The organism is Paenibacillus dakarensis (assembly GCF_001373415.1).
Taxonomy (GTDB): Bacteria; Bacillota; Bacilli; order Paenibacillales; family Paenibacillaceae; genus Paenibacillus_AQ; species Paenibacillus_AQ dakarensis.
Genome location: NZ_CDSE01000042.1, coordinates 19,280 through 45,737, shown reverse-complemented (window position 1 = coordinate 45,737; position 26,458 = coordinate 19,280). Strand labels below are relative to the sequence as shown.

Genomic DNA, 26,458 nt, shown 5'->3' with positions numbered 1-26,458 from the left:
CTTAGGTCATATCGACCTGCCCGGGACTGCCCCTTTCTGGTATTCAGATTAGCTTTTATTCTTGTGTCTGAACCTCTCCGGATTTAGTTATTTTGGGTTCATATTCTATCAGCGATACGCCTCCCGGGTATAAAGAATAGAGGGACAGCGCCATTTTCCAGTGAAGCCTGTTCCGCTAACAACTATTTATCCGAAGGGAGAGAATACATTATGGGAACGGCAGGAGCTCAGGAAAATGAGAAGGTGGCTCTGATTACCGGAGCAGGAATCGGGATCGGCAGGGGAATCGCGAAGGTATTGGCTGAAAAAGGGTATCGGCTGGCATTGACCTATCGCTCCAGCGAGGAAGATATCCGTAAGGTGGAAGAGGATATTTCCCACATTTACGGTAAAGCTCCACTCATCATTCAGAGTGATCTAACCATCAGGGAAGAAGCGGAGTCGGTCGTGAAGAAGACGGTGGAAGAGCTGGGACGTATAGATTTGCTTGTAAATAATGCGGGGGTCGGGAATCATTCGATCCTGACGGAGATGGATGAAGATGATATAGATACAACGATTAATCTGGACTACAGGGCCCCCATGCTGCTCAGCAAATATGCAGTGAAGGAAATGATAGCCCATCATATTCCGGGGAATATCATCTTTATTACTTCTTCCCGGGGAGAAAGAGCTTATCCGAAAGACAGTATTTACGGCGGGATGAAGGCTGCCTTAATCCGTTCGGCACAATCACTGGCACTGGAGTGTGCCCCTTATGGTATTCGCGTCAATTGTGTAGCACCGGGTGCGACTGTAATCCGGCTTAATCAAAATGCGGAAGAAGAGCCGTTGGGTAAAAAAATACCGCTCGGACGTATTGGTACACCGTCTGATATCGGTGAAGCCATTGCCTGGCTTAGCTCGAATGCCGCATCCTACATTACCGGCATCAATCTTCGTATTGATGGCGGCCTGATTCTGCCAGGTATGCCTGAGGATACGTCACCTGAGGCAGGTTATGGCTGGGGAATGGTGAAGGAAGAATAAGTTATCCTGCCAGTGAGGATGATATTAAACGTCCAATTAATTCCGATTGATATAATAGGAATTAATCCTTTTCAAACGTTGGAAAGTGTGAGAGAATGAGAGAAATTATAGCATCATATTTTCCATCGAATGTAAAGGGAGGAAGTATCCATGTCAGAAGAGCACAAATTTTCTTTTGAAACATTAGCCGTACATGCCGGACAAGAGATCGACCCGACAACGATGTCTCGTGCGGTGCCGCTTTACCAGACGACTTCTTATGGATTTCGGGATAGTGAGCATGCAGCTAATCTGTTCTCACTAAAGGAATTCGGCAATATTTATACCCGGATTATGAACCCGACAACAGATGTGTTCGAGCAGCGGATTGCAGCACTGGAAGGCGGGGCAGGCGCATTGGCTACAGCCTCGGGTCAAGCAGCGATCACGTTCTCGATTCTTAATATAGCGGGCGCGGGTGATGAGATTGTATCCTCCTCAAGCCTTTACGGTGGTACTTATAACTTATTCTCGAACACATTTGCTAAACTGGGGATTAAGGCTCACTTCGTGGACTCCTCAGATCCGGAGAATTACCGCAAGTATATTAACGATAAGACCAAGGCCTTGTACGCTGAGACGATCGGTAATCCCCAGGGGAATGTTCTGGATATAGAAGCTTTAGCGAATATTGCGCATGAGCACGGAATTCCGCTTATTGTTGATAATACATTTCCAAGCCCTTATCTCCTTCGTCCGATTGAGCATGGTGCAGACATCGTTGTGCATTCTGCTACGAAGTTTATCGGCGGTCACGGCACTTCGATCGGCGGCGTGATTGTAGACGGTGGTAAGTTTGACTGGGCGGCAAGCGGGAAATTCCCTGGATTAACCGAGCCGGACCCTAGCTACCATGGTGTAGTGTACACAGAAGCGGTTGGACCAGTAGCCTATATAATAAAAGCCCGTGTTCAATTGCTCCGAGATATAGGGGCTTCCATTTCTCCGTTTAACTCCTGGATGCTGCTCCAGGGACTCGAAACCCTTCACCTTCGTATGGAGCGTCACAGCCAGAACGCGCTTAAGGTAGCACAATACCTGGAAAGCCATGATGCTGTGGAGTGGGTTAGTTATGCGGGGCTGCCAAGTCACCCGTCGTATGAACTGGCACAGAAATATTTGCCGAAGGGCCAAGGTGCTATTCTGACATTCGGAATTAAGGGCGGAACAGAAGCGGGACGCAAAGTGATTGAGAATGTAAAACTGTTCTCCCACCTTGCAAACGTGGGCGATTCCAAATCACTGATTATTCACCCTGCAAGCACGACTCACCAGCAGTTAACGGAGGAAGAACAGATTAAGGCAGGTGTAAATCCGGAGCTTCTTCGTATTTCGGTCGGAACGGAGTCCATTGACGATATTTTATATGATCTGGAGCAGGCTTTAGCTGCAAGCCAGAAGTAAAGAGTAAAACAAAAGGCATTTTCCCCTGAATGGAGGAGAGTGCCTTTTTATTTTGGCATTTTTGCAAAACGCCTATTTACATATTTGAAAACCCCATTAATCTGTATATTTCCAGCTGCTTCATAATAATCATTAAGGAGGTTGCAGGAACAACCAATTGAGGTGAAAAGGGGTAGAACGAATATCATGACCGATGGGAAAAGGGGAAACGGCACGGAACTCGGGAAGCGCCTTTATGACATGTTCAGCAGAAGCGACCGGGAGCGGGGGGCAGGAAGTGGAACGGAATTTGATGTATTTAGTAAATGGACAGTTACCGGTGGGATTACTCATGAGGAAGCACTGCTGTTGCTTGCGGCTCCAGAAGATATAGAAGAACTTATACGTAAAAAAGAAGCTTCCGGTAAAGATCAGTCATCATTCATGCGCCTGCTTCAATGGAGTGACAGTAAGAGGAAATTAAAAGTGCTGGCAAGAGCCGAAACCTCGGATCAAGCGGATGCGGGAATGAGGAGAGGCGCTCAGGGGATCGGCCTGTTAAGAGGGGAAGCTATGCTTCATGCGAATGTACTTTTGCATGAGATTTATCGGGATTGGCTTGATAGTCAGGATGAAATAGAGAAGCTGTACTATCGTACTCGTCTGGTCTCGCTTTGGACCGAGGAGGGGACCGCTATTATTCAAGCCGCCCGAGGCGCTTTATGTTCAGTAAGCCTTGCGTGGGATAAGGCAGTAGAATGCAGTCCTGAAGCGAGGTATGAGCTGCAGGATATTCAGCTCGAATCATGGTACCGGGCATTAGCACGTTGTCAGGAAGAAGGAACGGAATGCCGGCTGGAGCTGCTTGCTTTTTGGCCTGCAGATGCGGCGGATTTCACGGCAGCGTATGAATTTATGGATGAAGTAGGTAAACAGACGCTTTGTCAATTGAAGCCTACCGTTGAACTTAGAATCGGTGCGCTGCTCCATCCCGAAATTGCACCGGATGATGCCGCAGACATTGCCCGGTTGGCTGATGTCATTGTTATGGATACAGAGTATGATTTAACACACCAGGTTAGCGAGAATCGTGACAATCCCAGAGCGATACGGGGAGGGATTGATCTTACGAAGGAGATTACGGAATGGGCTAATCCGGTTTTGCTTCAGTACAATATAGAGGAAGTGATCTCCGGAATTCGACGTGTTAAGCCGCATATTGGGATAAGAGTTAGCGGAGAAGTGACCGCAGCTGACCTTCATACGATATACCGTTTAGGTATTTCAGAAGTGTGCTGTGAAGCAGGATCAATTGCTCCGGTACGGCTGGCAGGAGTTCGGTTGGAATGGATGTTTAATCGTTTATCTGCTGCGGAAGAGGCGTGACAAGCCAGAACGAAGATGTGAATAATCCGAGGATAGAGAGTCCATTACATCCGCGCCGGATGTTTGGGCTCTTTTGATCTGTTACAAAGGACAAGCAGGACTAAAGTGTCATCATATATTCATGATTTTATCGAAAGAACAGGCCAACAGATGTTTACAAGTATTTAGGTTGAGGGTAATATAATAATATAAAGTTGCTCTAAGGAAAATAAATTGGTATGAGACAACAATGATTTTCATTCTCAATAAGCATGCTGCTCCGGCTAAGCCGGGGCAGCATGTGGCATTTTAAGGGGAATAAGAATGGCTCTCATTATCAAGTAGGAGGGTGATTAGTTATGGAAATGCTTCATGGAACTAAGTTGGATTCCGTATCTACAGTTGAGGAGGGTTCTGGTCCTCGAAAGCCGAACCATCCGGGTAAATGGGATCTTCGAAGTATGCTTCGAAATCCGGAAGTGCTGGCTGCACTGGGCAGCGGCTGTCTGATGCTTATTGCATGGGCAGTAGGCCATTGGTCAGAAGGATGGTCCGTTGTCCTTTATGTGTTGTCTTATATATCAGGCGGTTGGATCAAGGCTAAAGAGGGTATAAAGACGCTTGTCACCAAGCATGATCTTGACGTCAACTTACTGATGATCGCTGCAGCTGTGGGGGCAGCAACCATTGGTTACTGGAATGAAGGAGCCATGCTGATCTTTATCTTTGCATTAAGTGGTGCACTTGAGAGCTATACGATGCAGCGGAGCCGTAAGGATATTTCCTCCTTAATGGAGCTGCAGCCGGAGACGGCGCTTCTCATCAAAGATGGCGAGGTAACCTCCGTACCTATTGATCAGTTGAAAATTGGGGATCAAATACTTGTGAAACCGGGTGAACTTATCCCGGCAGATGGCAGGGTATACCGGGGCAGCTCCTACGTTAATCAGGCATCGATCACTGGAGAATCTGTTCCTGTGGATAAAACCGAAGGAGATGATGTATTCGCAGGTACAGTGAATGGAGAAGGTGCTCTATACTTGGAAGTTACACAAGCATCGGATGCTACACTCTTTTCTAAAATCATTAAACTGGTTGAGAAAGCAGAGAGTGAAGTTCCAGAATCCGAGCGGTTTATTAAGCGTTTTGAAGCGATTTATGCTCGTATCGTGGTGATCGTGACGATTGCTATCATCGGGCTGGCCACACCGCTGCTTGGATGGGACTGGGATACTTCGTTCTATAAAGCCATGGTGTTTCTGGTCGTTGCATCTCCTTGTGCACTCGTCGCATCCATCATGCCGGCCATGCTGTCCGCTATTTCGAACCGTGCACGGAAAGGGGTATTGTTCAAGGGAGGTGCCCATATTGAGAATATGGCCCAAACTGCGGTCGTTGCGCTTGATAAGACGGGAACACTGACAAGGGGGACTCCGGTCATCACCGATTTTATTACAGGCAGCGGCATTACACGGGAAGAGTTGCTTGGTATTTGTGCATCTGTGGAGAGCGTCTCAAAACATCCGCTCGCCGTTGCGATCGTCAGCAAGGCAGAAGAGGAAAATATTGAACTTTATCCGACTGAGCACGCGCAGTCTATTACAGGCTGGGGAATGCAGGCTGAGGTCCAGGGCAAGCTGTGGAAGATCGGGAAGAGTAATGTTCTGGATGGCAAAGGTAATGAAACTGCTCATTCAGCTCCGGAAGAACCTGAAATGGAAACGGGAACTCCAGCGTTGAATTGGAAAGAAATCCGTACCAAGCTGGAGTCTGAAGGAAAAACGGTATCGGTTGTCATGCAGAGTGACCGGATCATGGGAATGATTGCGATGCAGGATGAGATACGTCCCCAAGCGGTGTTAGCTGTAAAACATCTTCAGGAGCTCGGTATCCAGGTAGCGATGTTGACGGGGGACCGTAAGGTAACTGCAGAAGTTATAGCCAAAAAAATCGGTGTAGATATGGTGTTCTCTGACTTATTGCCAGAGGGTAAGGTCGAGCATCTTAAACAACTGCGTGAGAAGTATGGGCATGTCGTCATGGTCGGTGACGGGGTAAACGATGCTCCTGCACTGGCTACAGCTACCGTTGGTATTAGCATGGGGGTAACCGGAAGCGGAACAGCGCTTGAAGTGGCCGATGCGGTATTAATGAGCGATAACATCGAGGAAATTGCTGAGACCGTTAAGCTGGCCCGCAAGGCTCAACGAATCGTGAAGCAAAATATAGCGTTCGCCATTATGGTGATCCTGACGCTGGTTATTACGAATTTCGTGGAGGGAGTTCCACTCCCGCTGGGTGTCGTTGGACATGAGGGAAGTACGATTTTGGTTATTCTGAACGGACTCCGTTTGCTTCGTACGAATAAATAGCAAGAAAGAGCATTCCACTCTTCATGGCGGGATGCTCTTCTTCGTCTAAAATAAAGTGTTTCAACAGCGTCTATTGACACGGCACGCAAAAGTAATCATAATAATGTAACAATTTATTTAGAATTATTCTAATTTATACCTGTGTTATTTTGCATTATTCTGTGTATTAACTCATCGTAAGATATAAGGAGGTATGTTTCATGTATAAATCTGTTATTATCGGTACCGGACCCGCTGGCCTTACCGCAGCGATATATTTGGCACGTGCGAACCTTAAGCCATTGGTTATTGAAGGCCCGCAGCCTGGGGGTCAGCTGACGACAACCACAGAGGTTGAGAACTTTCCGGGATTTGTAGACGGGATTATGGGTCCCGAGCTGATGGATAATATGCGTAAACAGGCCGAACGGTTTGGTGCTGATTTCCGCATGGGCTGGGTTAACAGCATTGAATTCGGAGAGCGTCCTTTTAAGCTGAATGTTGAAGGCTTAGGAGAGATTGTGACGGACACGGTTATTCTTTCGACAGGTGCGACAGCGAAGTACTTAGGCATTCCCGGTGAAGAGGAGAACGTGGGCCGGGGAGTCAGCACCTGCGCTACTTGCGACGGATTCTTTTTCCGGAACAAAGAGATCGTTGTGGTGGGCGGGGGCGATTCTGCCTTGGAAGAAGCTAATTTCTTAACTCGCTTCGCTTCCAAAGTCACGCTGATTCACCGCCGTAATGAGCTGCGTGCCTCGAAGATCATGCAGGACCGTGCACGTGCTAATGACAAGATTGAATGGGCTCTGAATCGCACCCCGCTTGAAGTCGTTGCTGACGAGCAGGGTGTTACGGGAATTAAAGTTCGAAATAACGAAACGGGAAATGAAGAAATCATTGAAGCCCGTGGTATATTCGTGGCTATCGGTCATCATCCGAATACGGAATTCCTTGGAGGCAAGATCACGACGGATCCTAATGGTTATATCATGACTACTCCGGGAACGACAGAGACAAATATACAAGGTGTATTCGCATGCGGCGACGTTCAGGATACACGCTACAGACAAGCGATTACAGCTGCTGGCAGCGGCTGCATGGCGGCAATGGACGCAGAAAAATATATTGAAAGTTTGGAACACGGCGAAGTCGTGTTGTAACCAGCTAAACACAAAAGGGCTCTTCCCGGTCGGGGAGGGCCCTTTTGTTATGGCGAAGCCGCAGCTTCGGGTTTTACATTATGGATGGTTGTTAGAATAGTTTGTTATGCCGTGCTATCTAAAAAAGATAATCATGATCGTCTGAAAAATAGCGTATACCCCGCCTCCCGCACCAATGAGCGAAAAGCCTGCTTTTTTCTTCCCCTGAAAGAAACGAAGAATAGCCAAGCTGAACAATGGCGCAATTACTAAGAGAAATAGCAGCACGGTGACAAACATCTGAGCCGAAATATTTGATGTATCGACATAAGTCATGAAATGTTCCTCTCCTATTCTGAATCTTCCGAATGCGATTGTTGTGTCAATCTATGACATAAATCACACACATATATAAATCCATTATATAGGAAACGTATACATTTTACCTTAGGTACCGATGAAAAAATGAGGCAAAATTACGTCAATTTTACCGGCATTGATACACGTACAGGTCCAAGGAAATGCGAAGTAGCAGAGTAAGCTGCACCGATTACAGTAGAGCGGCTTCCCAGTTCAGCAAATCGCACTTCCATCCGTTCCCGGTGATAGGGCAGGGTTCGCTGGGAGACAACCTCTTGCATAGGTTTTTGTAACCAATCACGCGCGTCTGACAACGGACCGCCAATCACTACAGATTGGGGATTGAAGCTGTTGACCAGATTCGTAATACCGATTCCAAGAAAACGTCCAATTTCAGCAAAATGAAGGATGCTCTCCGCATGGCCTTGCTCGGCCAAACTTACCAGTTCAGATGTCAGGCGTGAAGGAAGACGGGCTCCTGCAAGATCATAAGCTTTCTCAGAAGCATACAGCTCCCAGCAGCCCCGGTTGCCGCAGGTGCAGGCTTTACCATCTGCCTCGATGCTCATATGTCCCGTTTCACCGGCATATCCCCGTGCTCCGGTATAAAGCTCTCCATTGATGATAATGCCTGAGCCGATACCGCTTCCGGCACTAATGTACAGCAGATGCTGCGTATCACGGCCGGCTCCGAAGCGGAGCTCTCCCTGAGCGCCCGCATTAGCTTCATTATCAATGGTTACCGGAACGCCGATCTCATCTTCAAGAAGCTGGCGGAGCGGAACCCCTTCCCATCCGAGGTTAGGCGCAAACAGAACAATTCCGTCGCTGTCCACCATACCAGGCACGCCAACGCCGACCCCAACAATGCCGTAATGGGAGCTCGGAGCAAGTACCATCAGATCTTTTACCAGCAGAATCATCGTATTCAGTACAGACGATACATCATGCTGCTCCAGTGAGCTTTCATTCTCCGCAATGATGTTCCCTTCCAGATCTGTGAGCACGGCCATCATCTGCGCGAGACGGATCTCTACACCAACGGCATAACCTGCTTTACCGTTAAACAGCAGCATTCTGGGCTTGCGTCCGCCGCTGGATTCGCCGGGACCGATCTCTTGTACCAGATGATTGTCACACAGCTCCAGTACCAAATTCGACACGGTCGCCTTATTGAGCCCGGTTAACTCGGACACCTTGGCACGGGAGAGCGGGGCGAACCGGATAATGGTGTTGAGTATGATCGACATATTTATTTTCTTAACCAGTGCTTGGTCACCGGTGATATTAGTCATGGAAATCCATCCTTCAATAGTCATTAAGATATGCTCATAGTCTAGGCGGAAAAATCGGAAATTGCAACCAAAGGAAAAGGCTTCATGCGGCTAAGAAGGGGTTTATACAGGGGGAATACAGAATGGAATAAATAACTTTGTTTAACCAATAGACAAAGTATTTTTCATGTGCTAGGATAAGGTTGTAAGCGTTAACTATACTTCATAAGGAATAGGGAGGATTTATATCATGGCCTATTTTAACAATGTGAATAAGATCGAATTTGAAGGAAGTAAATCAACGAATCCGTATGCGTTTAAATTTTATAATCCAACTGAAGTCGTAGCAGGCAAAACTATGGAGGAGCATCTCCGGTTTGCAATGGCATACTGGCATACACTCACTGCAGGCGGATCTGATCCATTCGGGGCTGATACGGCTGTTCGTCCTTGGGGAAGCTATTCCGGCATGGATCTGGCTAAAGCTCGTGTAGAAGCAGGCTTTGAGTTCATGGACAAAATGAACATGCCTTACTTCTGTTTCCATGACGTCGATATTGCTCCAGAAGGAAGCAATCTGCGTGAATTCTACAGCAACATTGATACAATCGTGGATATGATTGAAGAGAATATGAAATCAAGCGGCAAGAAACTGCTGTGGAACACAGCGAACATGTTTACGAATCCGCGTTATATGCACGGGGCAGCTACAACCTGCAATGCGGATGTGTATGCTCACGCTGCAGCACAGGTGAAGAAAGGGCTCGAAGTAGGTAAACGCCTCGGCGCAGAGAACTATGTATTCTGGGGCGGCCGTGAAGGTTACGAGACGCTGCTGAACACGGACATGGGACTTGAGCTGGACAACCTGGCACGTCTGTTCCATATGGCAGTTGATTATGTGAAGGAAATCGGATTTGACGCACAATTCCTGATTGAGCCTAAGCCGAAAGAGCCTACCAAGCACCAGTACGATTTTGATGCGGCTACAACCATTGCATTCCTGCAAAAATATGGTCTCGACAAGCACTTCAAGCTGAACCTTGAAGCAAACCATGCTACTTTGGCTGGTCACACATTCGAGCATGAACTTCGTGTAGCCCGCATTAACGGAATGCTCGGCTCACTGGATGCGAACCAAGGGGATATGCTGATCGGCTGGGATACCGATGAGTTCCCGGTTAACATTTATGATGCGACTTTGACATTGTATGAAGTGCTTATGAATGGCGGCCTTGGACGCGGTGGCGTGAACTTTGATGCGAAGGTACGTCGTCCTTCCTTTGAGCCGGAAGATCTGTTCCTGGCACATATTGCAGGTATGGACACTTATGCGAAAGGTCTTAAAGTAGCTGCGAAGCTGATTGAAGATCGCGTCTTCGAAGACTTTATCGCGAAGCGTTACAGCAGCTTCTCTGAGGGAATCGGTGCCGATGTGGTATCCGGTAAAGCTACTTTGGCTTCCTTGGCTGAATATGCGCTGAATAACGAGAAACCTCGCAAGAATGAGTCAGGACGTCAAGAAATGCTCAAGGGCTTGCTCAACCAGTACATCCTTGCTGAATAAGCAATATACGGTGCTGAAACGTAATAAATGAGAATTTCACCGGCACCCGTTAAGGGCGCCGGTGAAACTGTTTCAGGCCGAAAGGATCAGCAAAATGCTGACCCGCTGCGGCCAACCATGAGGAGGAATCAGGATGAGTTACGTAATAGGGGTTGATCTGGGTACAAGCGCGGTTAAGACTGTTCTGGTAGACCGCAGTGGAAAAGTGGTGGCTGAGCATTCAGAATCTTATCCGCTCAGCCAGCCGAAACCCGGGTTTAGCGAGCAGCGCCCGGAGGACTGGGTAGAGAAGACACTGCTTTCTCTGAAACGGTTAATGGAAGACACTGCGATCGAGCCGGCTGAAATTGAAGGTTTAAGCTTTTCAGGACAAATGCATGGTCTGGTACTGTTAAACGAAGAGGGTAAGGTGCTCCGTCCGGCTATTCTGTGGAATGACACACGCACAACAGAGCAGTGCCGGCGAATCGAGAAGACACTCGGCGGTGACCTGCTGCGCATTGCCCGCAACCGTGCCCTCGAAGGATTCACACTGCCTAAGATTCTCTGGGTTCAGGAGCATGAACCAGAACTCTTCCAGCAAGCAGCAGTGTTCGTGTTACCCAAAGATTATGTCCGTTACCGGTTAACCGGAAAGCTTGATATGGATTACTCCGATGCAGCAGGAACGCTTCTTCTGGATGTGACAGGCAAAGCCTGGAGCCCTGATATACTTGATGCCTTTGAGCTTCCGCATTCGATCTGTCCTTCGCTGGTGGAATCGTTTGATCTATGCGGAACGCTTCTTCCTGAAATTGCTGAACAGTCCGGCTTATTATCTGAGACTAAAGTGTTTGCCGGTGGCGCAGACAACGCATGCGGAGCAATCGGAGCCGGGATCCTTGCGGCAGGACAGACGATGTGCAGTGTAGGAACATCCGGAGTGGTGCTTGCCTATGAAGAGCGCAAGGACGTCGATTTTGAAGGCAAGGTGCATTTTTTCAATCATGGTGAGAAGGATGCCTATTATATTATGGGGGTAACTCTTGCCGCAGGCTACAGCCTTGAATGGTTTAAAAGAACCTTTGCACCTGACGTTTCGTTTGGTGAGCTGCTGGGTGGAATCGGTGACATCCCTGCAGGCAGCGGAGGCTTGCTGTTTACGCCGTATATTGTCGGGGAGCGGACGCCGCATCCGGATGCGAACATTCGCGGCAGCTTTATTGGCATAGATGCAAGTCATAAGCTTCCACACTTTGCACGCTCCGTACTTGAAGGAATCACATTCTCTCTTCGTGAATCGATTGATATTCTGCGGGCTTCCGGAAGCACAATCGACTCGGTGATTTCGATCGGCGGGGGTGCAAAGAATGCAGACTGGCTAGATGCAGGCAGATATATTTAATGCGGAGATTGTGAAGCTTGAAAGCGAGCAGGGTCCGGCGATGGGTGCTGCCATGCTGGCGGCCTACGGCTGCGGATGGTTTCCAAGTCTTCAGGAATGCGCGGCTGCATTCTTGCGTCCGGCACAGTCATACAAGCCGAACCCGGAAACGGTGGAAAGATACAATAAACTGTTTGCCATGTATCAGAAGGTATACCATTCAACCCGCGAGCTGAGCAGTCAATTGATGGAGTTCCGCGATTAACGATATACGCAGCTAGATAAGAATGAAGATTTACGCTGTTCCTTGGATGAGGGACAGCGTTTTTTGTGTATTATTTTATATTTTTAGGACAGGGCAGGTCATCTTTCGGAGATTAGAGACATAAGAAATAGAGTGAGATGCTGTGTGGTGTTTTGTGTTCTCTAAGAAAAGAATATGAAAAAAAGGCGTAACCATATACCGCTTACGATTGTTACTACTGTAGGAGAGTTATTATGGCCTTGCTGCACAGATCACTCTTTAGATTTAGCTCACCAATGCATGTAAGAGCATGGTACAGTTCCGGGTCAGTATTTTGAAAAATGCTGAACTATTGAAGGGAGCGGATGAATTGAAGAACAAGTCTACAAAATCTGTCCAGATGAAGTCTGCCGTATGTGCTGTTACGGCGATGCTTTGTCTTGCCCAGCCTGTATGGGGGGATGGGAATAATGAGACAGTCAGCGTTAACAAGACAGAGGTAGAAGCCAAGGCGAAGAATGCCAGTCAAGATATTAGCTCAGAGATTCCAGCGGGTGCCAAAATCTCGGGTAAGCAGGCCGAAGAGACAATCAAGAGGTTGTTCCCTCTGCTGAGAAAAGCTACTGTATCGAGTGTGGAGCTCTCGGAACAGAACAATTATGGCAAGGGGTTAAAGGTTTGGGAGGTTATGTTCTCTTTTCAAAGAGGTAATGCCAGTTCTGGCTTCAGCGGATCTGTAAATGCAGTCACAGGTGAAGTTGTATCCGTACATATTCCGCGCGATCTGCTAACTGCATTAGGGGAAGGGAATGGGCCATCCCTGAGCCGGGAGGACGCTTCCAAGAAAGCACAGGAATGGATCAAACAGAACATGAAGAACATCAATGTTAACGATTTGAATGAAAATCCAATGTACATGGGGGGAGGAGCATTATTTAGTCCGCCTACCTATGACTTCTATTACAACGTATCTGTAAACGGAGTTCAATTCGATGGGAATACGATTAGTTTAAGTATTGATGACCAAGGAAGAATATTTTCCTTTAATCGGAATCAGACCCAAAACGCAGCAATCTCTACTACAGCGAAAATTTCTGCGGCTGAGGCAATGAAGATATATGAGAAATCGTTCGCAGCAGAACTTTCCTATATTCCTTCAACCCAGTATGGCCGGTCAACCGGACCTTATTTCTTGGGATATGTCCCGAAAACCGGATCCAATCTTTCGATTGATGCCAATACGGGAAAGATGCTCGACATGATGGGAGAACCGGCTAAGGCGGATCAATACAAACCCGTGGAGATCCCGGCTGGCAAAGAAGGCTTTACACCTTCACCGAAGCCGCTGGCAAGTGGAGAGGAAGCAGTACAATGGGTGGAGTCGCATATAACGATTCCGGCTAAATATAAGGTAAGCAGCAAACGGCTGGGCAAGCGCTGGAATGATAAGGATTCGAGTGTGTGGAGCATCTCGTATAGAAACAATGATAACACGCCTTTTGGCAGAGAACTTGCGGTAGAGGTTGATGCGAAGACAGGTCAAATTTATGAATACAACAAGTATTTTTATCGCTATGAGTCAGGACCGGATAAGGACAAAGAGCCTGGAGCCAAGAACATTTCGAAACAAGAGGCTGAGCAGATGGCTTTCACCACCGTCTCGAAATTAGTGCCGGATGCGGCTAAGGAATGGAAGCTAACATCCATCACAGAGCCGGGAAAAAGTGAATCATATCCGAACTATCAATTCTCATTTACCCGCTATGCAGGCGGAATACCCATTATGGGTGACCATATTTCATTGATGATCGGAACAGACGGACAATTGAACCGCTTTAGCAGCTATTATGCTGCAAAAATATCAGAACTGCCGCTAAACACCAAGCCGGTGGTAACTGAAGAGGAAGCGAAGGCAGCCTTCCTAAAGGATACAGAGCTGAAGCTGAAGGTTGCGCAATATGGCGGCTATATATCGGTAGACGGCTCACCTGAGCTGCAGTCGAAATTAGTGTATGCTCCTTCAAGAAAGGATGCAGGCTCATGGTATGACATTTCACTGCCGCTGGATGCGGTAACCGGGAAATGGCGGAATACGCTGCCGGCGGAATACTTGAATATAGCAGCTGGCCAGGCACAGGATACGAAGGGACATAAATCAGAGGCTGCACTCGATAAAATGGTTCAGTCCCGTGTACTTGTTCCGGATGCGGACCAGAAGGTCTTTCCTGATCAGGAAATCACGACAGGGGATTGGTACTTGTACGTTGCCAGAGCCCTGAATCCATCGGTAGAACAGCAGGAGGGATATAATACAGCGGCTTATGGAAGTCTGAAGCCGGAGGATAAATATTATAATGCAATTCAAGCTCTGGTTGCACAGAATTGGCTTCCTTATGACCCGGAAGCTTCCTTCAGTACAGAGCGCAAATTGTCCCGGGATGAACTGGCATTTATGCTGACAAGGATATTAAAGTATGAGAAGCTGGCGCTTTCTTTTACGAAAGACGATCAGGTTCCAGGTGTCAGTGATTCGGATAAGATCGTAAATAAGGGAGCTGCAATCATTACGATGAAGCTGGGATTAATCCAGCCTGTAGACGGCAAGTATATGCCTCAGCAGATTGTTACCCGTGCAGAGGCAGCTGATGTACTCCTGCGTTTGTCTAAGCTTGCAGGAAAAAGCGATTCATTCTTGAAAGAATATATGTGGTAGAAAACGTTGCTCCAGCTGCTTTTCCAGCGCATATCTTTGCTTCGTTTCAGAAAGTTAAAATTTGAAGCGTTCGGCCTATGGGTAATATGATACAATAACCATGCAGTCGAGTGTGGAAGACGAAGGGCGGGTGTATCCATGAAACTGAGCCGGTCGGCATGGCTGAAACTGCTGCTGGTCGGGACTCTAGCGGTAACTGTAGCTGCAGTTCCTGAACCGGTTGAACTCAGTGATGTTTATGCCAATTCCAGTAAAGCGGTTGTAAAATCTGTCAGCGAGATTCAGCATAAGCTGCTCGCAGCCATGAATAGCAGGGAGTCAACCGTTCGTTTTGTGTATCAGGGCCAGACCAAGTCGTTAAAGGCACAGCTGAAGGAAGCGCTGGATCAAGCGATGGAAAGCGATCCTTATATTCAATATACCATTGCTAGTTATAGCTATGATTACCGCGGAACCTCGAGCACCGCAGACGTCACGGTCCGGCTAAGCTACCGTGAAACGGCGGAGCAGACCGCTTATGTGAACCGGAAAGTGAAGGAGATTCTGAAAGTGCTCCTGAAGCCGGGGATGAACGATCATGAGAAAGTGAAGGTCATTAACGATTGGGTTATTCTAAATCTGAAATATGATACATCACTTCAGAAATATACTGCCTATGATGGATTGAGCTCAGGAAGCACTGTGTGTCAGGGATATTCCTTGCTGACATATAAGCTGCTGAAGGAAGCAGGGATTCCAAATAAAATCGTAGAAGGTACAGCTTATGCAGAGGGAAATCCGGGAGGACAGCTGCATGCTTGGAATCTCGTGCTGTTGGATGGGAAGTGGTATCACCTGGATACGACATGGAACGATCCGGTTCCTAACCGTGACGGTGAGATATCCTATACGTATTATCTTTTGACAGATGCACAAATGGAAAAAGACCATATATGGATCAAAACCTATCCTAAAGCCAATACATTATACCGAAACACCCTGAGTACCTTAGTATCTGAAGATTCCGGCAAAACTAAAGTTTACCTGAAGCTGATCAAAGACCTGGAATATCATCTTTACGAGAAAAAAGGAATCGTAAGAACCTATGGTGATTTACAGGGAAAGGTGAAGTCAGCGAGTAAAGCAGGAAAGTCGGAGCTGCTATTCCGGTTTGACGGGAAGGAAACAGACCTGCTTGTGGTGCTGCAGGATCTTCAGCGTAAATCCGGGGTGGGCTCGATTCGATACTATCACAGTCTTCTGGATGAAACGGATGACCTAAAAGTTCATATATCGTGGTAATTACAGCTCATGGCGGTGTCAGGGAGATTATCCCGGGCACCGCCATGTTTGTTTTTTTGGTCAATATCATTGGCAGGGAAATGTATATTGAGTTTACAAAGAATCATTCTCTTGTAAATTGGCTGTCGCACGACCCTTTTAAAAAGGGATGGTTTAGTCAGCGTTCGCCTAAAAGCTTTCCGAAGGAAAGCTAACATCGAAAGCATATGCTTTGTGCTCTAATTACCGTTGACTAATACAAGTTCAGGAAATTGGAGTAGAGCAGCGATTGTAGGAATAATTCGTCCCCGTAGCGTCTCCGAACAGCAGCAACAGCAAGAAAAAGAGACCATCCCGAAAGAGATGGCCCCGTTTTAATATATATACTATGAATTAAAGATGCTTCGGCGTGCTGAGATCGCATTCCTGAAGCGGAACGATCCGGCTTTTCTTCACGATTCGATAACCGAACCAGATGGCTATGAAGAGCGGAATGCTGAAATAGGTAGCAATGATCGTATACCAGTCGATTTCGCCGCTAAACCCGCCTTGTCCAATAATCGCGATCAGACAGAGTACGAATGCAAATATAGGACCGAACGGGAACCAGCGAGCACGAAACGGTAATTCCTTCAGATCATGGCCTTGTGCAATGTAGGCTTTCCGGAAGCGGTAATGGCTGACGGCAATGGCTAGCCAGTTAATAAATCCGCACATGCCTGATGCATTCAGAAGCCAGATGTAGACCACACCGTCTCCGAAGAAGGAGGCTAGGAAAGCAAGCATACCTATAGAAGCAGTTACGATTAGGGCATATACAGGCACACCGCGGTTATTAAGCCTGCCGAGCCATTTGGGAGCCATCCCCTGCTTGGCCATTGCATAAAGCACCCGAGTGGATGCATACATACCAGAATTACCCGCTGACAATACAGAGCTTAGAATAACGGCATTCATCACGGAAGCGGCAAAGGCAAGACCCGCCTTCTCAAAGACCAGAGTGAATGGGCTGACGCCGATATTGTCCACGCCCGACTGCAGCAGACTTGGATCGGTATAAGGAATAAGCAAACCGATAACCAGAATAGCAAAGATATAAAATATAAGAATGCGCCAGAATACCTGACGAATTGCCCGGGGTACATTTTCGCGCGGATTCTCACTTTCTCCCGCAGCCACACCGATAAGCTCGGTGCCTTGAAACGAGAAGCCGGCAGCCATGAATACACCGACGAGGGCGAAGAATCCACCATGTACAGAACCGCCGTCCATATTAAAGTTCGTGAAGCCGACAGCTTCACCGCCGAGGATACCAAAGATCATCGATACGCCGACGATCAGGAACAGGATGACAGTCGTAATCTTGATCATCGCAAACCAGTATTCGGATTCCCCGTAACCCTTGGTAGACAGAAAATTCAGACCAAACATAATCCCGAGGAACAAAAGGCTCCACAGGAAGGACGGGCTGTCCGGAAACCAGAATTTGATAATTACAGTAGCAGCCGCAAGCTCGGCGGCAATCGTTACCGCCCAGTTGTACCAGAAGTTCCAGCCCACGGCAAAGCCAAACGCAGGACTAACAAAGCGTGTGGCATAGGTGCTGAAGGAACCGGAATCCGGCAGATAGGTTGCCAGTTCCCCCAGACTTGTCATTAGAAAATAAACCATCAAGCCTACGGCTGCATATGCGATCAGAGCTCCGCCGGGTCCTGCTGAAGAGATGGCGCTTCCGCTTGCAAGGAACAGACCGGTTCCGATCGAGCCGCCAAGGGCAATCATTGTCATATGACGTGCCTTCAGACTTGGTTTAAGAGAAGTTGCAGGTGCTTTATTGCGTCCCATGTTGAACACTCCATTCTTTCATGATATCTCGAGACATAAATTTATCGAATAACATAAATAAGGCCGCAGGTTATCCCTGCGGCCTTATTTGGTAATACCGCATCAACCCCTATGAAGATAGCACAACACGGGCGAAATTCCCGTGACAGTTCCGTCCCTTTCAGGAGCGGACCCAGCAGGCGGTACAAGAGAGCACATACCTACTTCGGCGAAGATGCCTTTCAATCGTGAGTCACCGGTGTTCTCTTCACCTCGCCACGTTTACTAATCATATTCGCAACCTCTACCTCATCTTGGAATGATGAGGCTATCCAGTTATTTATTTTATTATTAAAGAGAGTCTAAGTATAAGGCAAGTTCCTTGCTATAATCAATGGTTAAATATAACATTTCATGTTACTTCTTGGATCTCTTGGCCATTTGCTGCCATACTGTTCCGGCTGCCTCTTCACCGGACTCAATTCTCTCCAGTGCCATTCTGGCCTGCAGGCTTACTTCAAACTCAGGATCCTTAGCTGCCTCTTCAAGCGCAGGACGAGCTTCCTCTGTACCCACTTCATACAGGAAGCGTGCTGCACGCCAGCGTACCAGCTTGCTGCTGTCCTTCAGTGACTCCATCATAACCGGTGTAGCAGCAGCATCACCGATATCGGACAATGTATCCCCGGCTGTACGACGTACGGCGGGCGAATCGTCACGCATGGCCTCATACAGCAGCTCCATCGCTTGGGGTGTGCGAAGATCTCCGAGATATACAACAGCCAGACGCCGGATCTGCATTTTCGGATCCTTCAAAGCGCCGGATAGAATGGATATATGCTCTTCCTTCGGCTCGAGCAGTTCAAAAGCAGCATAGCGTACACGCCAGTCCGGATTTTGCATGGCCGCCTGTATTTCTTCATCTGTCAGTTTCCGGCGCTGCTCCACAAATTCTTCATCCTTCATACCATGAGCGATTGCCTGCGCAACCACTTTATCCAATCGTTCCTGTGGATATGCGGCCTCAAGCTCTTGCTCCACTTCGCGTGCTATATCTGCAAGCTCGCCGTAACGTACGCCATAGTCTTTCAGTTTACGTTCCTTTATCAGCATAGCTGATGCAACCTCGGTCACCGCTTGAGTAAATCGGGGGGAAAGGGCAATGCGCTCTTCACGGCCGCCGCCTTTCACACGAATCTGCATCGGTATTCCCCGGAACATCTGCACAAATACTTCAGCCTCTCCAAAACCGGAGGCATCTTGCTCCGAATCCTCAAGGCCTGTCTTAAGTCCCTGCTGACCGAATTTTTCTTGCACCTCGCCAAGAATGGAAGGCCAATCTGCATTTCCCTTACGGTCAAGCGCAATGAAATCAGCGGTGTGAAATACGCTTTTCACGCCAGGAATATGAAGCAGCTCCCGGATCCAACCAGGTGCAGAGCGTTCATTATCAGTTGTATATGTTTTGCGAATACCCGGCTCGAGTGTTTCATCCAGGTGAAGCTTCATGGAGTTTGGACTCGGAGTAGGTTCGATAAACGTTATCTTCATTCTCTTTTCAACCTCCTTGTCATTCTAACCTATTGTACCTCTTTTCCAGACAGGAAAAAACGCTGTCTCGCAATTACGGTGTTTTTTTCAGCATATTTCTGGATAAAAAGAGGGAGAGATTGTAAAACTGATAAAGTCTGGCTCAGCCTGTTATAGATATAAACGGTCACACTTGCCATATATATTGTATAAATATATCAATATCTAAATGAATGTATCGCCAATCATCCATGCTTATGATGCCCATTAATTACATTATTTGCATCGTAGTTATGCTGGCCGTGTCGGTATCTATCCTTCCTCAGATGCTGTATGCTGAGAAGTATAGAGACCTGACGGAACGAAATTTACTTTAATGAGGGTAAGCATTATGTGTAAATCGGGTAAATATAAGGTAATAGGAGGAGGAGGAAGATTGCCAAAAATCCGCTATAACAATATTGATAATGTTAGTACAGATAAGACCTTGAAGCAATTTAAACAGTGGCGTGATGAACGGCGGAATAAGAAGAAAGATTATTCTTACGTCATTCCGAATCTGACGCCTGATCTTGAATATTTACACGGAAACAGACACGAGACCTCCGTAACCTGGGTCGGCCATGCGACCTTTTTCATCCAATATGAGGGTCTGAATATCGTTACGGACCCGGTGTGGGCACGGAGAATGGCTTTTTCGAAACGCTTCGGAGAGCCGGGGATTCCAATTGGCGAGGTACCGCCGCTGGATATCATCCTTATATCACACTCTCACTATGATCATATGCATATTGCATCCATACGCAGGCTGTACCGGGAAGGCACAACCATTGTTGTCCCAATTGGTTTGAAGCGTAAAATGATCGCTAAAGGGTTTAGGCGTGTGATTGAGATGAAATGGTGGGAGTCAACAACGATTGGAGGCGTTAAAATTTCCTTCGTTCCTACCCAGCACTGGACAAGACGAACGCCGTTTGATACGAACACCTCGCATTGGGGAGGGTTTGTGTTGGAGCCGGAACTGCAGGAGAAGGATAAACCGGATGGGACTTCAGATATTCGTGATCAGTCGCGTGTTCTTCCGCCGAATTTGTATTTTGCCGGAGACAGCGGGTACTTCAATGGATTTAAAGAGATCGGTGACCGGTTTAATATTCATATTGCCATGATGCCCATAGGAGCTTATGAACCTGAATGGTTCATGACTTCCCAGCATGTGAATCCGGAAGAGGCATTGAAGGCATTTCTCGATGTGAAAGCCGAGACGATGATCCCGATGCATTATGGAACATTCCGGCTTGCCGATGATACGGCGCAGGAAGCGCTGGAACGGATGGAAATGGAGCGCGATCGCCTCGGTATTAGCGAGGAGCAAATTCTTGTACTGAAATACGGGGAGACTTTTAAAGTGCAGCCTGAACGAAGAAAAGTCGAGGGTTGACTGTTGCAAGATCATATACCATAAACCTTCTGGAACTTGTCCGAATGGACAGAGGACTATCAGGAGGTTTTTTCTTTGTTACAGGACTTTTTCGCTACGAATGAGTCATCAGGACGTTTTTAAGCAGCAAAGCTTCGTTAAAAGGAGTTCTTATGCTATAATGTGCACAAACCAATTGTTAAAAAGGATGGTAATGCTTAATGATCAGTACAAGCGGGATTACGCTCCGCTATGGCAAACGAGCACTATTTGAAGATGTAAATATAAAGTTCACTCCCGGCAACTGTTATGGCTTGATCGGAGCGAACGGTGCAGGTAAATCTACTTTCCTGAAGATTCTGTCTGGAGAGATTGAGCCGAACCAGGGCGAAGTTCATATGACGCCAAACGAGCGGATGGCCGTGCTCAAGCAGAACCATTATGAGTATGACGAATATCCAGTTCTAGAGACCGTTATTATGGGTCACTCCCGTCTTTATAAGATCATGAAGGAGAAGGATGAGCTTTATGCCAAAGCTGATTTCTCTGAAGAGGACGGTATGCGTGCGGGTGAGCTAGAAGGTGAATTCGCAGAGCTGAACGGCTGGGACGCAGAACCGGATGCTGCTGCACTCTTGATTGGCCTGGGTATCCCGCGCGAGCTTCATGACAAGAAGATGTCAGAGCTGAGCGGTAACGAGAAGGTTCGCGTGCTCTTGGCACAAGCCTTGTTCGGACGTCCGAACAACCTTCTGCTCGATGAGCCTACCAACCACCTGGATTTGGAATCCATTCAGTGGCTTGAGAACTTCTTGATGGATTATGAAGGCACCGTAATCGTGGTATCCCATGACCGTCACTTCCTGAACAAGGTATGTACGCATATTGCGGATATCGATTTCGGCAAAATCCAGCTGTATGTCGGTAACTATGACTTCTGGTACGAGTCCAGTAAGCTGGCGCTTGAACTTCAGCGCGAGTCGAACAAGAAGAAAGAAGAGAAGATTAAAGAGCTTCAAGCCTTTATCCAGCGCTTCTCGGCGAATGCCTCGAAATCGAAGCAAGCGACTTCCCGTAAGAAGCAGCTCGATAAAATCACACTGGATGACATTCGCCCTTCGAACCGTAAATATCCGTTCCTTAACTTTAAACCTGAGCGTGAAGCGGGTAAGCAGCTTCTGACGGTGGATGGAATTACGAAGACAGTTGAAGGCGAGAAGGTTCTCGATAACGTAAGCTTTGTGGTAAACAAAGGCGACAAGATTGCGTTTGTTGGACCGAACGGTCTACCAAAAACTACGTTGTTCCAAGTGATTGCCGGAGAGACTGAGCCGGAAGCAGGGGAATACAGCTGGGGTGTTACAACAACTCAAGCCTATTTCCCGAAAGACAACTCTGCTTACTTCGACGGTGTTGACTTAAATCTGGTTGATTGGCTTCGCCAGTATTCCAAGGATCAGGATGAAACATTCCTGCGCGGATTCCTTGGACGCATGCTCTTCTCCGGTGAAGAAGCACTCAAGAAAGCGAGTGTCTTGTCCGGTGGTGAGAAGGTACGCTGCATGCTGGCTAAAATGATGCTGAATGGCGCGAACGTGCTTATCTTTGATGAGCCTACGAACCACCTGGACCTCGAGTCCATCACCGCGCTGAATAACGGGTTGATCGATTTCGATGGAACCATCCTGTTTACATCGCATGACCATCAGTTCATTCAGACGATTGCAAACCGGATTATCGAGATTACACCTAATGGCATAATTGATCGTCAGATGAGTTATGACGAATATCTGGAGAGCGAAGAGATCAAGGGTCTCCGCGAAAGCATGTATCCGGTAGAGGTATAATATAAACTTTGCATATGAAAAAGCTGCTCTTTTCGTGAAAGAGCAGCTTTTTTTCGTTTTGAATGGCGTTTGTTTACGATCCGCCAGTACGCCGGCGTTGGTTGTTCGGCTTCTTGTTGTTTTGGCTTTTCATTTTTTTTGTGGCGTTAGGCTGAAAAGATCCCGGATTCGTTGAAGAGTTTTGCTGCTTCTTCTGCTCCAGCTTTTGACGGATCGCATCGGCGAGATTCACCTTGCGTGAATCATTGTTTTCCGACATGACAGGTTTCCTCCTCGGATTATGGGTTGTCCTCATTTTATTCGTTTTTAAAACGCACGGCAAGGGTAACAATAATAAATATATTTGCCTGATGCCAGCTTTTTGCCTAATGCAACTTTTTTTCGCCAAACTCACAAGGTTTCTTTAGACTCACAACGTTTCTCTAGACCCACAACGCATGGTTTTGCTAGGATAATAAAGAAGTTTTGAAAAAAGTCCCCTTGACAGAGGAGAAGCAGTAAAGGAGAGACATTCCCCGGTGAACGCATATGAAGACATCAAAAAGGGAGAACGTGGGGCATGGATTAGCATTTTTGCTTATCTGATCCTGTCGGCATTCAAATTAATCTGTGGTTACATATTTGCTTCCAGTGCACTGACCGCGGATGGTTTTAACAATCTGACGGACATCGTTGCTTCTGTAGCTGTACTTATTGGATTAAAGATATCTCGGAAACCGCCAGATTCTGATCATGCTTACGGACACTTCAGGGCAGAAACGGTTGCTGCTTTAATCGCTTCATTTATTATGGCAGTCGTCGGACTTCAAGTGTTGATGGAAGCGGTGGGTTCCTTTTTTGAAGGGAGCAAGAATACACCTGATCTTTGGGCGGCGGGCGTAGCGGGACTATGTGCGATTGCGATGTACGGAGTATACAGATACAATGTCAGACTGGCCAAACAGATTAATAATCGTGCGCTGATGGCAGCTGCAAAAGATAATTTATCAGACGCCATGGTAAGTGTAGGAGCTGTGATCGGAATTGTTGGTGCCCAATTTGGCCTGCCTTGGCTCGATACCGTAGCTGCACTGGCTGTTGGCATTCTGATATGCAAGACAGCTTGGGAGATCTTTCGGGATTCGACGCATAGTCTGACAGATGGATTTGATGAGGAGCGGCTGCTGGATCTGAGACAGACGATTGCAAAGACCCCGGGTGTAGAAGGAATTAAGGATTTAAAGGCTAGAATCCATGGCAATCATGTACTGGTTGATGTCGTTGTAGAGGTGGACCCACAATTGAGTCTTATTGAAGGGCACCAGATTAGTGATACGATTGAAGAGCGAATGATGAAGTATCATAACATCATAAATGTTCATGTACATGTAGAGCCGAGGGGAATGGAATGCGGCGAATGAAGCAACAAAAAGGACTGCAAGAAAGTATTGCGGTCCTTTTTTATTGCAGTCATATGAAAAATGATCGCTTAAATGCTGTTGCCTACATAGATCCATGCCTTACCGAGCCAAGTATAAATTTCAACCCATTCTCCGTTCACTTCCTGCAGAGCACTGGTTGTTGTCGTGTCAACCTTCTGAGGAGCGAGAGATCCGATAATTTTACCGTTCGGCATATCGTAGAAATACGTCTTACTTGTCAATTGGATGACCTTGGTAGGGATAATAACAACGTCTTCGGCTTTGATAACAGGTTCATCCGTAGCTGGTGTCGAAGTCTGTGTTGATACGGCTTCAACTACTGGAGTGCCAGTAGTAGCTGGTACTGTGTTCGTAGTTTCATTTGGGTCTGCGCTTGCTACCGCTGTCATTGTTAGTGCAAGACCGAGCATTGTGGCAATACTTATCGTTTTTTTCATGGTTGATCTCCTCCTTGAATTGGATAAAATATGTAGCGACATTATCGATATAACCACCACAAAGGTAAAATGAACCAATTTGGCAGGTATATTTTAAAAAAAGAAAATCAAGCAGACTTCAGCTAACATGGTGATTGATACAGATCCGTGACAAGGTCAGCCGAATCGGCTATACTTTGGGTCAGTATTTCAGAAGAAATGCAGCCATACTTTTATCCTTAGGAGGGAAGCCAAATGGGTCGCCGGAAGAAGAAGGGCGGGAGAGTCCTGCTGGGACTTTTAATATTCATATTGGTCCTCGCCGGAGCAGGGATTTGGTACATCTCCCCGTCAAAAAGCTTGAATTTGCAGTACCGCTCCATTGATATAAAGGATAAGATCCTAACCATGATAGATACACGGCAGCCGCAAATCGTATTAACCAAAGACGAAGTGGGGCAGATGAGTAAAAAAAATCTTATCAAATATATGAGAGAGCATAATGTTGGTGTTGATATTACGGGTGCGGATTTTCATTTGGATGGACAGACGATGACTGCTGATGTGAACGGTAAATGGGGAGTGATTCCTTTTGGTGCCACACTGCAATTTCACATGACAGCCAATGGAAGCTATTTGTTCTTGGAACACAAGGCAACCAAGATCCGGGATTTGAATATACCTTTGCCTGTATTTAAACTCGATCCGATTGAAGTTTCTTTAAGAGAGTATCTGCCTGATATCGTTACCGTTAAAAAAGTTGATTTTCTGAATGAAGGGATGAAGCTTACCTTTAAAATTGACTGGCTTTCCATTCCTTCATTGTGGTAATTAATATTGAAAAAACAAACGGGGCTGTCCTTAGTCAATAGACTTTTGGATAGCCCCGTTTGTTATTATAACCTTTTTAATATCTCTTTTTATATGTGTATGCATCACTTAAGAAGCAAAGCTGTTACATGGATCGTCTTCGTCCGGTAAAGAGAGATATAACAAAGAGAACCAAGAAGATGAAGAATAGTACTTTTGCGATACCTGCTGCTGCCTGTACAATTCCGAAGAAACCGAAGATTCCTGCGATAAGTGCAATTACAAGTAGTATGACTGACCATCTTAACATCATCATCACCCTGCTTTCTATTCATAGTTTAGATTCAAGCTGGGATAAGGTCCCAAGCCGTCTCGTAGTTCTCTTTAACCCGGACGATTTTTCTTGAAACAGGCAAGGTTCGCTGCGTCATTCCGTCTCCGGGAGCTTTGTTTCGTGCCGAAAGAGAGAGGGTAACTATGCAATAACACGATAAACATTCTGAAAGTGAGGTTTTGATGTATGTTAACACAGATCAGTGTGGCGGTAATTGCCATTGCTTTTGCAGTGCTTGTCTTCTTTCTTATAAAGACATTAAAAGCAGCAACAGGTTCCTTGGATAAGGTGACACAGACACTTCAAGAAGTACAAAAGACGATTGATGAATTAAGTTATGAACTGAAGCAAACGATTCGTCACACCAATGATATAACTGTTGATGTTCAGCACAAAATGAAACAGATCGATCCGGTTATGGATACGGTTAAGAACTTGGGAGAGTCACTGAGTGAAATTACTTATGCAGTGAAGCAAGTATCCTCCGGTTTCGTCAGCAGATTTAAACAATCTAAAGCAGAAAGCAAAATGAATAAAGAGCTGCAAACTCCAGCGCGAGCATCTGTATCTACATCTACATCTGCATCTGCATCAGCTCCGGTGGCTGTGACAGCTCAAGACCGTACATTCCAATCTTATGATGCGGTATATAACAATGACTCTAAGGAATCAAAAGTAGGAAAATGGTTGGGTTATGTTGATATGGCAGCTGGTTTGTGGAGTAAGTTTCGTCGGCAGAAAGCCCGCTAAAACAGAATAGGTATTC

Annotated in this window: 20 protein-coding genes, 1 pseudogene and 1 riboswitch; of the genes and pseudogenes, 14 read left to right on the top strand and 7 right to left on the bottom strand. The window is 46.8% G+C overall.

Going from position 1 to position 26,458, the window contains the following annotated elements; translation table 11 throughout:
- Positions 1 to 210 precede the first annotated feature (210 nt).
- From BN1234_RS12045 to trxB, 5 genes are all read left to right on the top strand, one after another.
- Positions 211 to 1,029: an SDR family NAD(P)-dependent oxidoreductase gene (locus BN1234_RS12045; RefSeq protein WP_054956908.1), complete on the top strand. Its 819-nt coding sequence runs from the start codon at positions 211 to 213 to the stop codon at positions 1,027 to 1,029.
- Positions 1,030 to 1,179: 150 nt separating this feature from the next.
- Positions 1,180 to 2,472, top strand: coding sequence for a homocysteine synthase (locus BN1234_RS12040; RefSeq protein WP_054956907.1), 1,293 nt, complete (start codon positions 1,180 to 1,182; stop codon positions 2,470 to 2,472).
- Positions 2,473 to 2,658: 186 nt separating this feature from the next.
- Entirely contained in the window at positions 2,659 to 3,837 is a 1,179-nt protein-coding gene (locus BN1234_RS12035) for an aldolase/citrate lyase/malate synthase family protein (RefSeq protein ID WP_054956937.1), read from the top strand.
- Positions 3,838 to 4,175: 338 nt separating this feature from the next.
- Positions 4,176 to 6,188, top strand: coding sequence for a heavy metal translocating P-type ATPase (locus BN1234_RS12030; RefSeq protein WP_054956906.1), 2,013 nt, complete (start codon positions 4,176 to 4,178; stop codon positions 6,186 to 6,188).
- Between the two features lie 200 nt (positions 6,189 to 6,388).
- Positions 6,389 to 7,330, top strand: a complete 942-nt coding sequence (trxB, locus tag BN1234_RS12025) for a thioredoxin-disulfide reductase (RefSeq protein ID WP_054956905.1) — start codon at positions 6,389 to 6,391, stop codon at positions 7,328 to 7,330.
- Positions 7,331 to 7,444: 114 nt separating this feature from the next.
- Here the strand turns inward: trxB and BN1234_RS12020 are convergent, their stop codons facing one another.
- On the bottom strand, positions 7,445 to 7,645 hold the full coding sequence (locus BN1234_RS12020; RefSeq protein ID WP_054956904.1) for a hypothetical protein: 201 nt from the start codon (positions 7,643 to 7,645) through the stop codon (positions 7,445 to 7,447).
- Between the two features lie 140 nt (positions 7,646 to 7,785).
- Positions 7,786 to 8,964: an ROK family protein gene (locus BN1234_RS12015; protein ID WP_054956903.1), complete on the bottom strand. Its 1,179-nt coding sequence runs from the start codon at positions 8,962 to 8,964 to the stop codon at positions 7,786 to 7,788.
- A 229-nt stretch (positions 8,965 to 9,193) separates the two neighbouring features.
- Between BN1234_RS12015 and xylA the strand changes: the two genes are divergently transcribed.
- From xylA to BN1234_RS11995, 4 genes and pseudogenes are all read left to right on the top strand, one after another.
- Positions 9,194 to 10,510: a xylose isomerase gene (xylA, locus tag BN1234_RS12010; protein ID WP_054956902.1), complete on the top strand. Its 1,317-nt coding sequence runs from the start codon at positions 9,194 to 9,196 to the stop codon at positions 10,508 to 10,510.
- Between the two features lie 133 nt (positions 10,511 to 10,643).
- Positions 10,644 to 12,138: pseudogene (xylB, locus tag BN1234_RS12005) on the top strand (xylulokinase).
- Positions 12,139 to 12,487: 349 nt separating this feature from the next.
- Positions 12,488 to 14,830, top strand: coding sequence for a YcdB/YcdC domain-containing protein (locus BN1234_RS12000; RefSeq protein ID WP_170308029.1), 2,343 nt, complete (start codon positions 12,488 to 12,490; stop codon positions 14,828 to 14,830).
- Between the two features lie 138 nt (positions 14,831 to 14,968).
- Entirely contained in the window at positions 14,969 to 16,111 is a 1,143-nt protein-coding gene (locus BN1234_RS11995) for a transglutaminase domain-containing protein (RefSeq protein ID WP_054956900.1), read from the top strand.
- A gap of 372 nt (positions 16,112 to 16,483) precedes the next feature.
- Here BN1234_RS11995 and BN1234_RS11985 read toward each other — a convergent pair whose 3' ends face one another.
- Both BN1234_RS11985 and BN1234_RS11980 read right to left on the bottom strand, forming a co-directional pair.
- Positions 16,484 to 17,935, bottom strand: a complete 1,452-nt coding sequence (locus tag BN1234_RS11985; RefSeq protein ID WP_054956898.1) for an amino acid permease — start codon at positions 17,933 to 17,935, stop codon at positions 16,484 to 16,486.
- 110 nt (positions 17,936 to 18,045) lie between these two features.
- A riboswitch (Lysine riboswitch) is annotated at positions 18,046 to 18,229 on the bottom strand.
- A 102-nt stretch (positions 18,230 to 18,331) separates the two neighbouring features.
- Positions 18,332 to 19,465, bottom strand: coding sequence for a virulence factor (locus BN1234_RS11980; RefSeq protein ID WP_054956897.1), 1,134 nt, complete (start codon positions 19,463 to 19,465; stop codon positions 18,332 to 18,334).
- 415 nt (positions 19,466 to 19,880) lie between these two features.
- Here BN1234_RS11980 and BN1234_RS11975 point away from each other — a divergent pair, with 415 nt between their 5' ends.
- Complete coding sequence (locus tag BN1234_RS11975; protein WP_054956896.1) at positions 19,881 to 20,885, top strand: MBL fold metallo-hydrolase; 1,005 nt, start codon at positions 19,881 to 19,883, stop codon at positions 20,883 to 20,885.
- A 200-nt stretch (positions 20,886 to 21,085) separates the two neighbouring features.
- On the top strand, positions 21,086 to 22,711 hold the full coding sequence (locus BN1234_RS11970) for an ABC-F family ATP-binding cassette domain-containing protein (RefSeq protein WP_054956895.1): 1,626 nt from the start codon (positions 21,086 to 21,088) through the stop codon (positions 22,709 to 22,711).
- 73 nt (positions 22,712 to 22,784) lie between these two features.
- On the opposite strand, the gene BN1234_RS11965 is transcribed toward BN1234_RS11970, so the two are convergent.
- Positions 22,785 to 22,970 (bottom strand): hypothetical protein, encoded by a 186-nt coding sequence (locus tag BN1234_RS11965; RefSeq protein WP_054956894.1) that lies wholly within the window; start codon positions 22,968 to 22,970, stop codon positions 22,785 to 22,787.
- A 259-nt stretch (positions 22,971 to 23,229) separates the two neighbouring features.
- Here BN1234_RS11965 and BN1234_RS11960 point away from each other — a divergent pair, with 259 nt between their 5' ends.
- Positions 23,230 to 24,111, top strand: a complete 882-nt coding sequence (locus BN1234_RS11960) for a cation diffusion facilitator family transporter (protein WP_054956893.1) — start codon at positions 23,230 to 23,232, stop codon at positions 24,109 to 24,111.
- 68 nt (positions 24,112 to 24,179) lie between these two features.
- Here the strand turns inward: BN1234_RS11960 and BN1234_RS11955 are convergent, their stop codons facing one another.
- Positions 24,180 to 24,569, bottom strand: a complete 390-nt coding sequence (locus tag BN1234_RS11955; protein ID WP_054956892.1) for a hypothetical protein — start codon at positions 24,567 to 24,569, stop codon at positions 24,180 to 24,182.
- A gap of 234 nt (positions 24,570 to 24,803) precedes the next feature.
- Here BN1234_RS11955 and BN1234_RS11950 point away from each other — a divergent pair, with 234 nt between their 5' ends.
- A complete protein-coding gene (locus BN1234_RS11950) occupies positions 24,804 to 25,379 on the top strand; it encodes a hypothetical protein (protein WP_054956891.1) in 576 nt (191 codons plus the stop codon).
- A gap of 124 nt (positions 25,380 to 25,503) precedes the next feature.
- Here BN1234_RS11950 and BN1234_RS21900 read toward each other — a convergent pair whose 3' ends face one another.
- Entirely contained in the window at positions 25,504 to 25,668 is a 165-nt protein-coding gene (locus tag BN1234_RS21900) for a DUF1328 domain-containing protein (RefSeq protein WP_082423185.1), read from the bottom strand.
- A gap of 210 nt (positions 25,669 to 25,878) precedes the next feature.
- Here BN1234_RS21900 and BN1234_RS11945 point away from each other — a divergent pair, with 210 nt between their 5' ends.
- Positions 25,879 to 26,442, top strand: coding sequence for a DUF948 domain-containing protein (locus BN1234_RS11945; RefSeq protein WP_054956890.1), 564 nt, complete (start codon positions 25,879 to 25,881; stop codon positions 26,440 to 26,442).
- Positions 26,443 to 26,458: the final 16 nt, after the last annotated feature.

What these genes read in the sequence shown, in the direction of transcription:
- BN1234_RS11965 (WP_054956894.1), bottom strand. Translation starts at nt 22,970, where the DNA reads ATGTCGGAAAACAATGATTCACGCAAGGTGAATCTCGCCGATGCGATC.
- BN1234_RS12030 (WP_054956906.1), top strand. Translation starts at nt 4,176, where the DNA reads ATGGAAATGCTTCATGGAACTAAGTTGGATTCCGTATCTACAGTTGAG.
- trxB (WP_054956905.1), top strand. Translation starts at nt 6,389, where the DNA reads ATGTATAAATCTGTTATTATCGGTACCGGACCCGCTGGCCTTACCGCA.
- BN1234_RS12020 (WP_054956904.1), bottom strand. Translation starts at nt 7,645, where the DNA reads ATGACTTATGTCGATACATCAAATATTTCGGCTCAGATGTTTGTCACC.
- BN1234_RS11950 (WP_054956891.1), top strand. Translation starts at nt 24,804, where the DNA reads ATGGGTCGCCGGAAGAAGAAGGGCGGGAGAGTCCTGCTGGGACTTTTA.
- BN1234_RS11995 (WP_054956900.1), top strand. Translation starts at nt 14,969, where the DNA reads ATGAAACTGAGCCGGTCGGCATGGCTGAAACTGCTGCTGGTCGGGACT.
- BN1234_RS11980 (WP_054956897.1), bottom strand. Translation starts at nt 19,465, where the DNA reads ATGAAGATAACGTTTATCGAACCTACTCCGAGTCCAAACTCCATGAAG.
- BN1234_RS11985 (WP_054956898.1), bottom strand. Translation starts at nt 17,935, where the DNA reads ATGGGACGCAATAAAGCACCTGCAACTTCTCTTAAACCAAGTCTGAAG.
- BN1234_RS11955 (WP_054956892.1), bottom strand. Translation starts at nt 24,569, where the DNA reads ATGAAAAAAACGATAAGTATTGCCACAATGCTCGGTCTTGCACTAACA.
- BN1234_RS12040 (WP_054956907.1), top strand. Translation starts at nt 1,180, where the DNA reads ATGTCAGAAGAGCACAAATTTTCTTTTGAAACATTAGCCGTACATGCC.
- BN1234_RS12045 (WP_054956908.1), top strand. Translation starts at nt 211, where the DNA reads ATGGGAACGGCAGGAGCTCAGGAAAATGAGAAGGTGGCTCTGATTACC.
- BN1234_RS21900 (WP_082423185.1), bottom strand. Translation starts at nt 25,668, where the DNA reads ATGTTAAGATGGTCAGTCATACTACTTGTAATTGCACTTATCGCAGGA.
- BN1234_RS12035 (WP_054956937.1), top strand. Translation starts at nt 2,659, where the DNA reads ATGACCGATGGGAAAAGGGGAAACGGCACGGAACTCGGGAAGCGCCTT.
- xylA (WP_054956902.1), top strand. Translation starts at nt 9,194, where the DNA reads ATGGCCTATTTTAACAATGTGAATAAGATCGAATTTGAAGGAAGTAAA.
- BN1234_RS12015 (WP_054956903.1), bottom strand. Translation starts at nt 8,964, where the DNA reads ATGACTAATATCACCGGTGACCAAGCACTGGTTAAGAAAATAAATATG.
- BN1234_RS11970 (WP_054956895.1), top strand. Translation starts at nt 21,086, where the DNA reads ATGATCAGTACAAGCGGGATTACGCTCCGCTATGGCAAACGAGCACTA.
- BN1234_RS11945 (WP_054956890.1), top strand. Translation starts at nt 25,879, where the DNA reads ATGTTAACACAGATCAGTGTGGCGGTAATTGCCATTGCTTTTGCAGTG.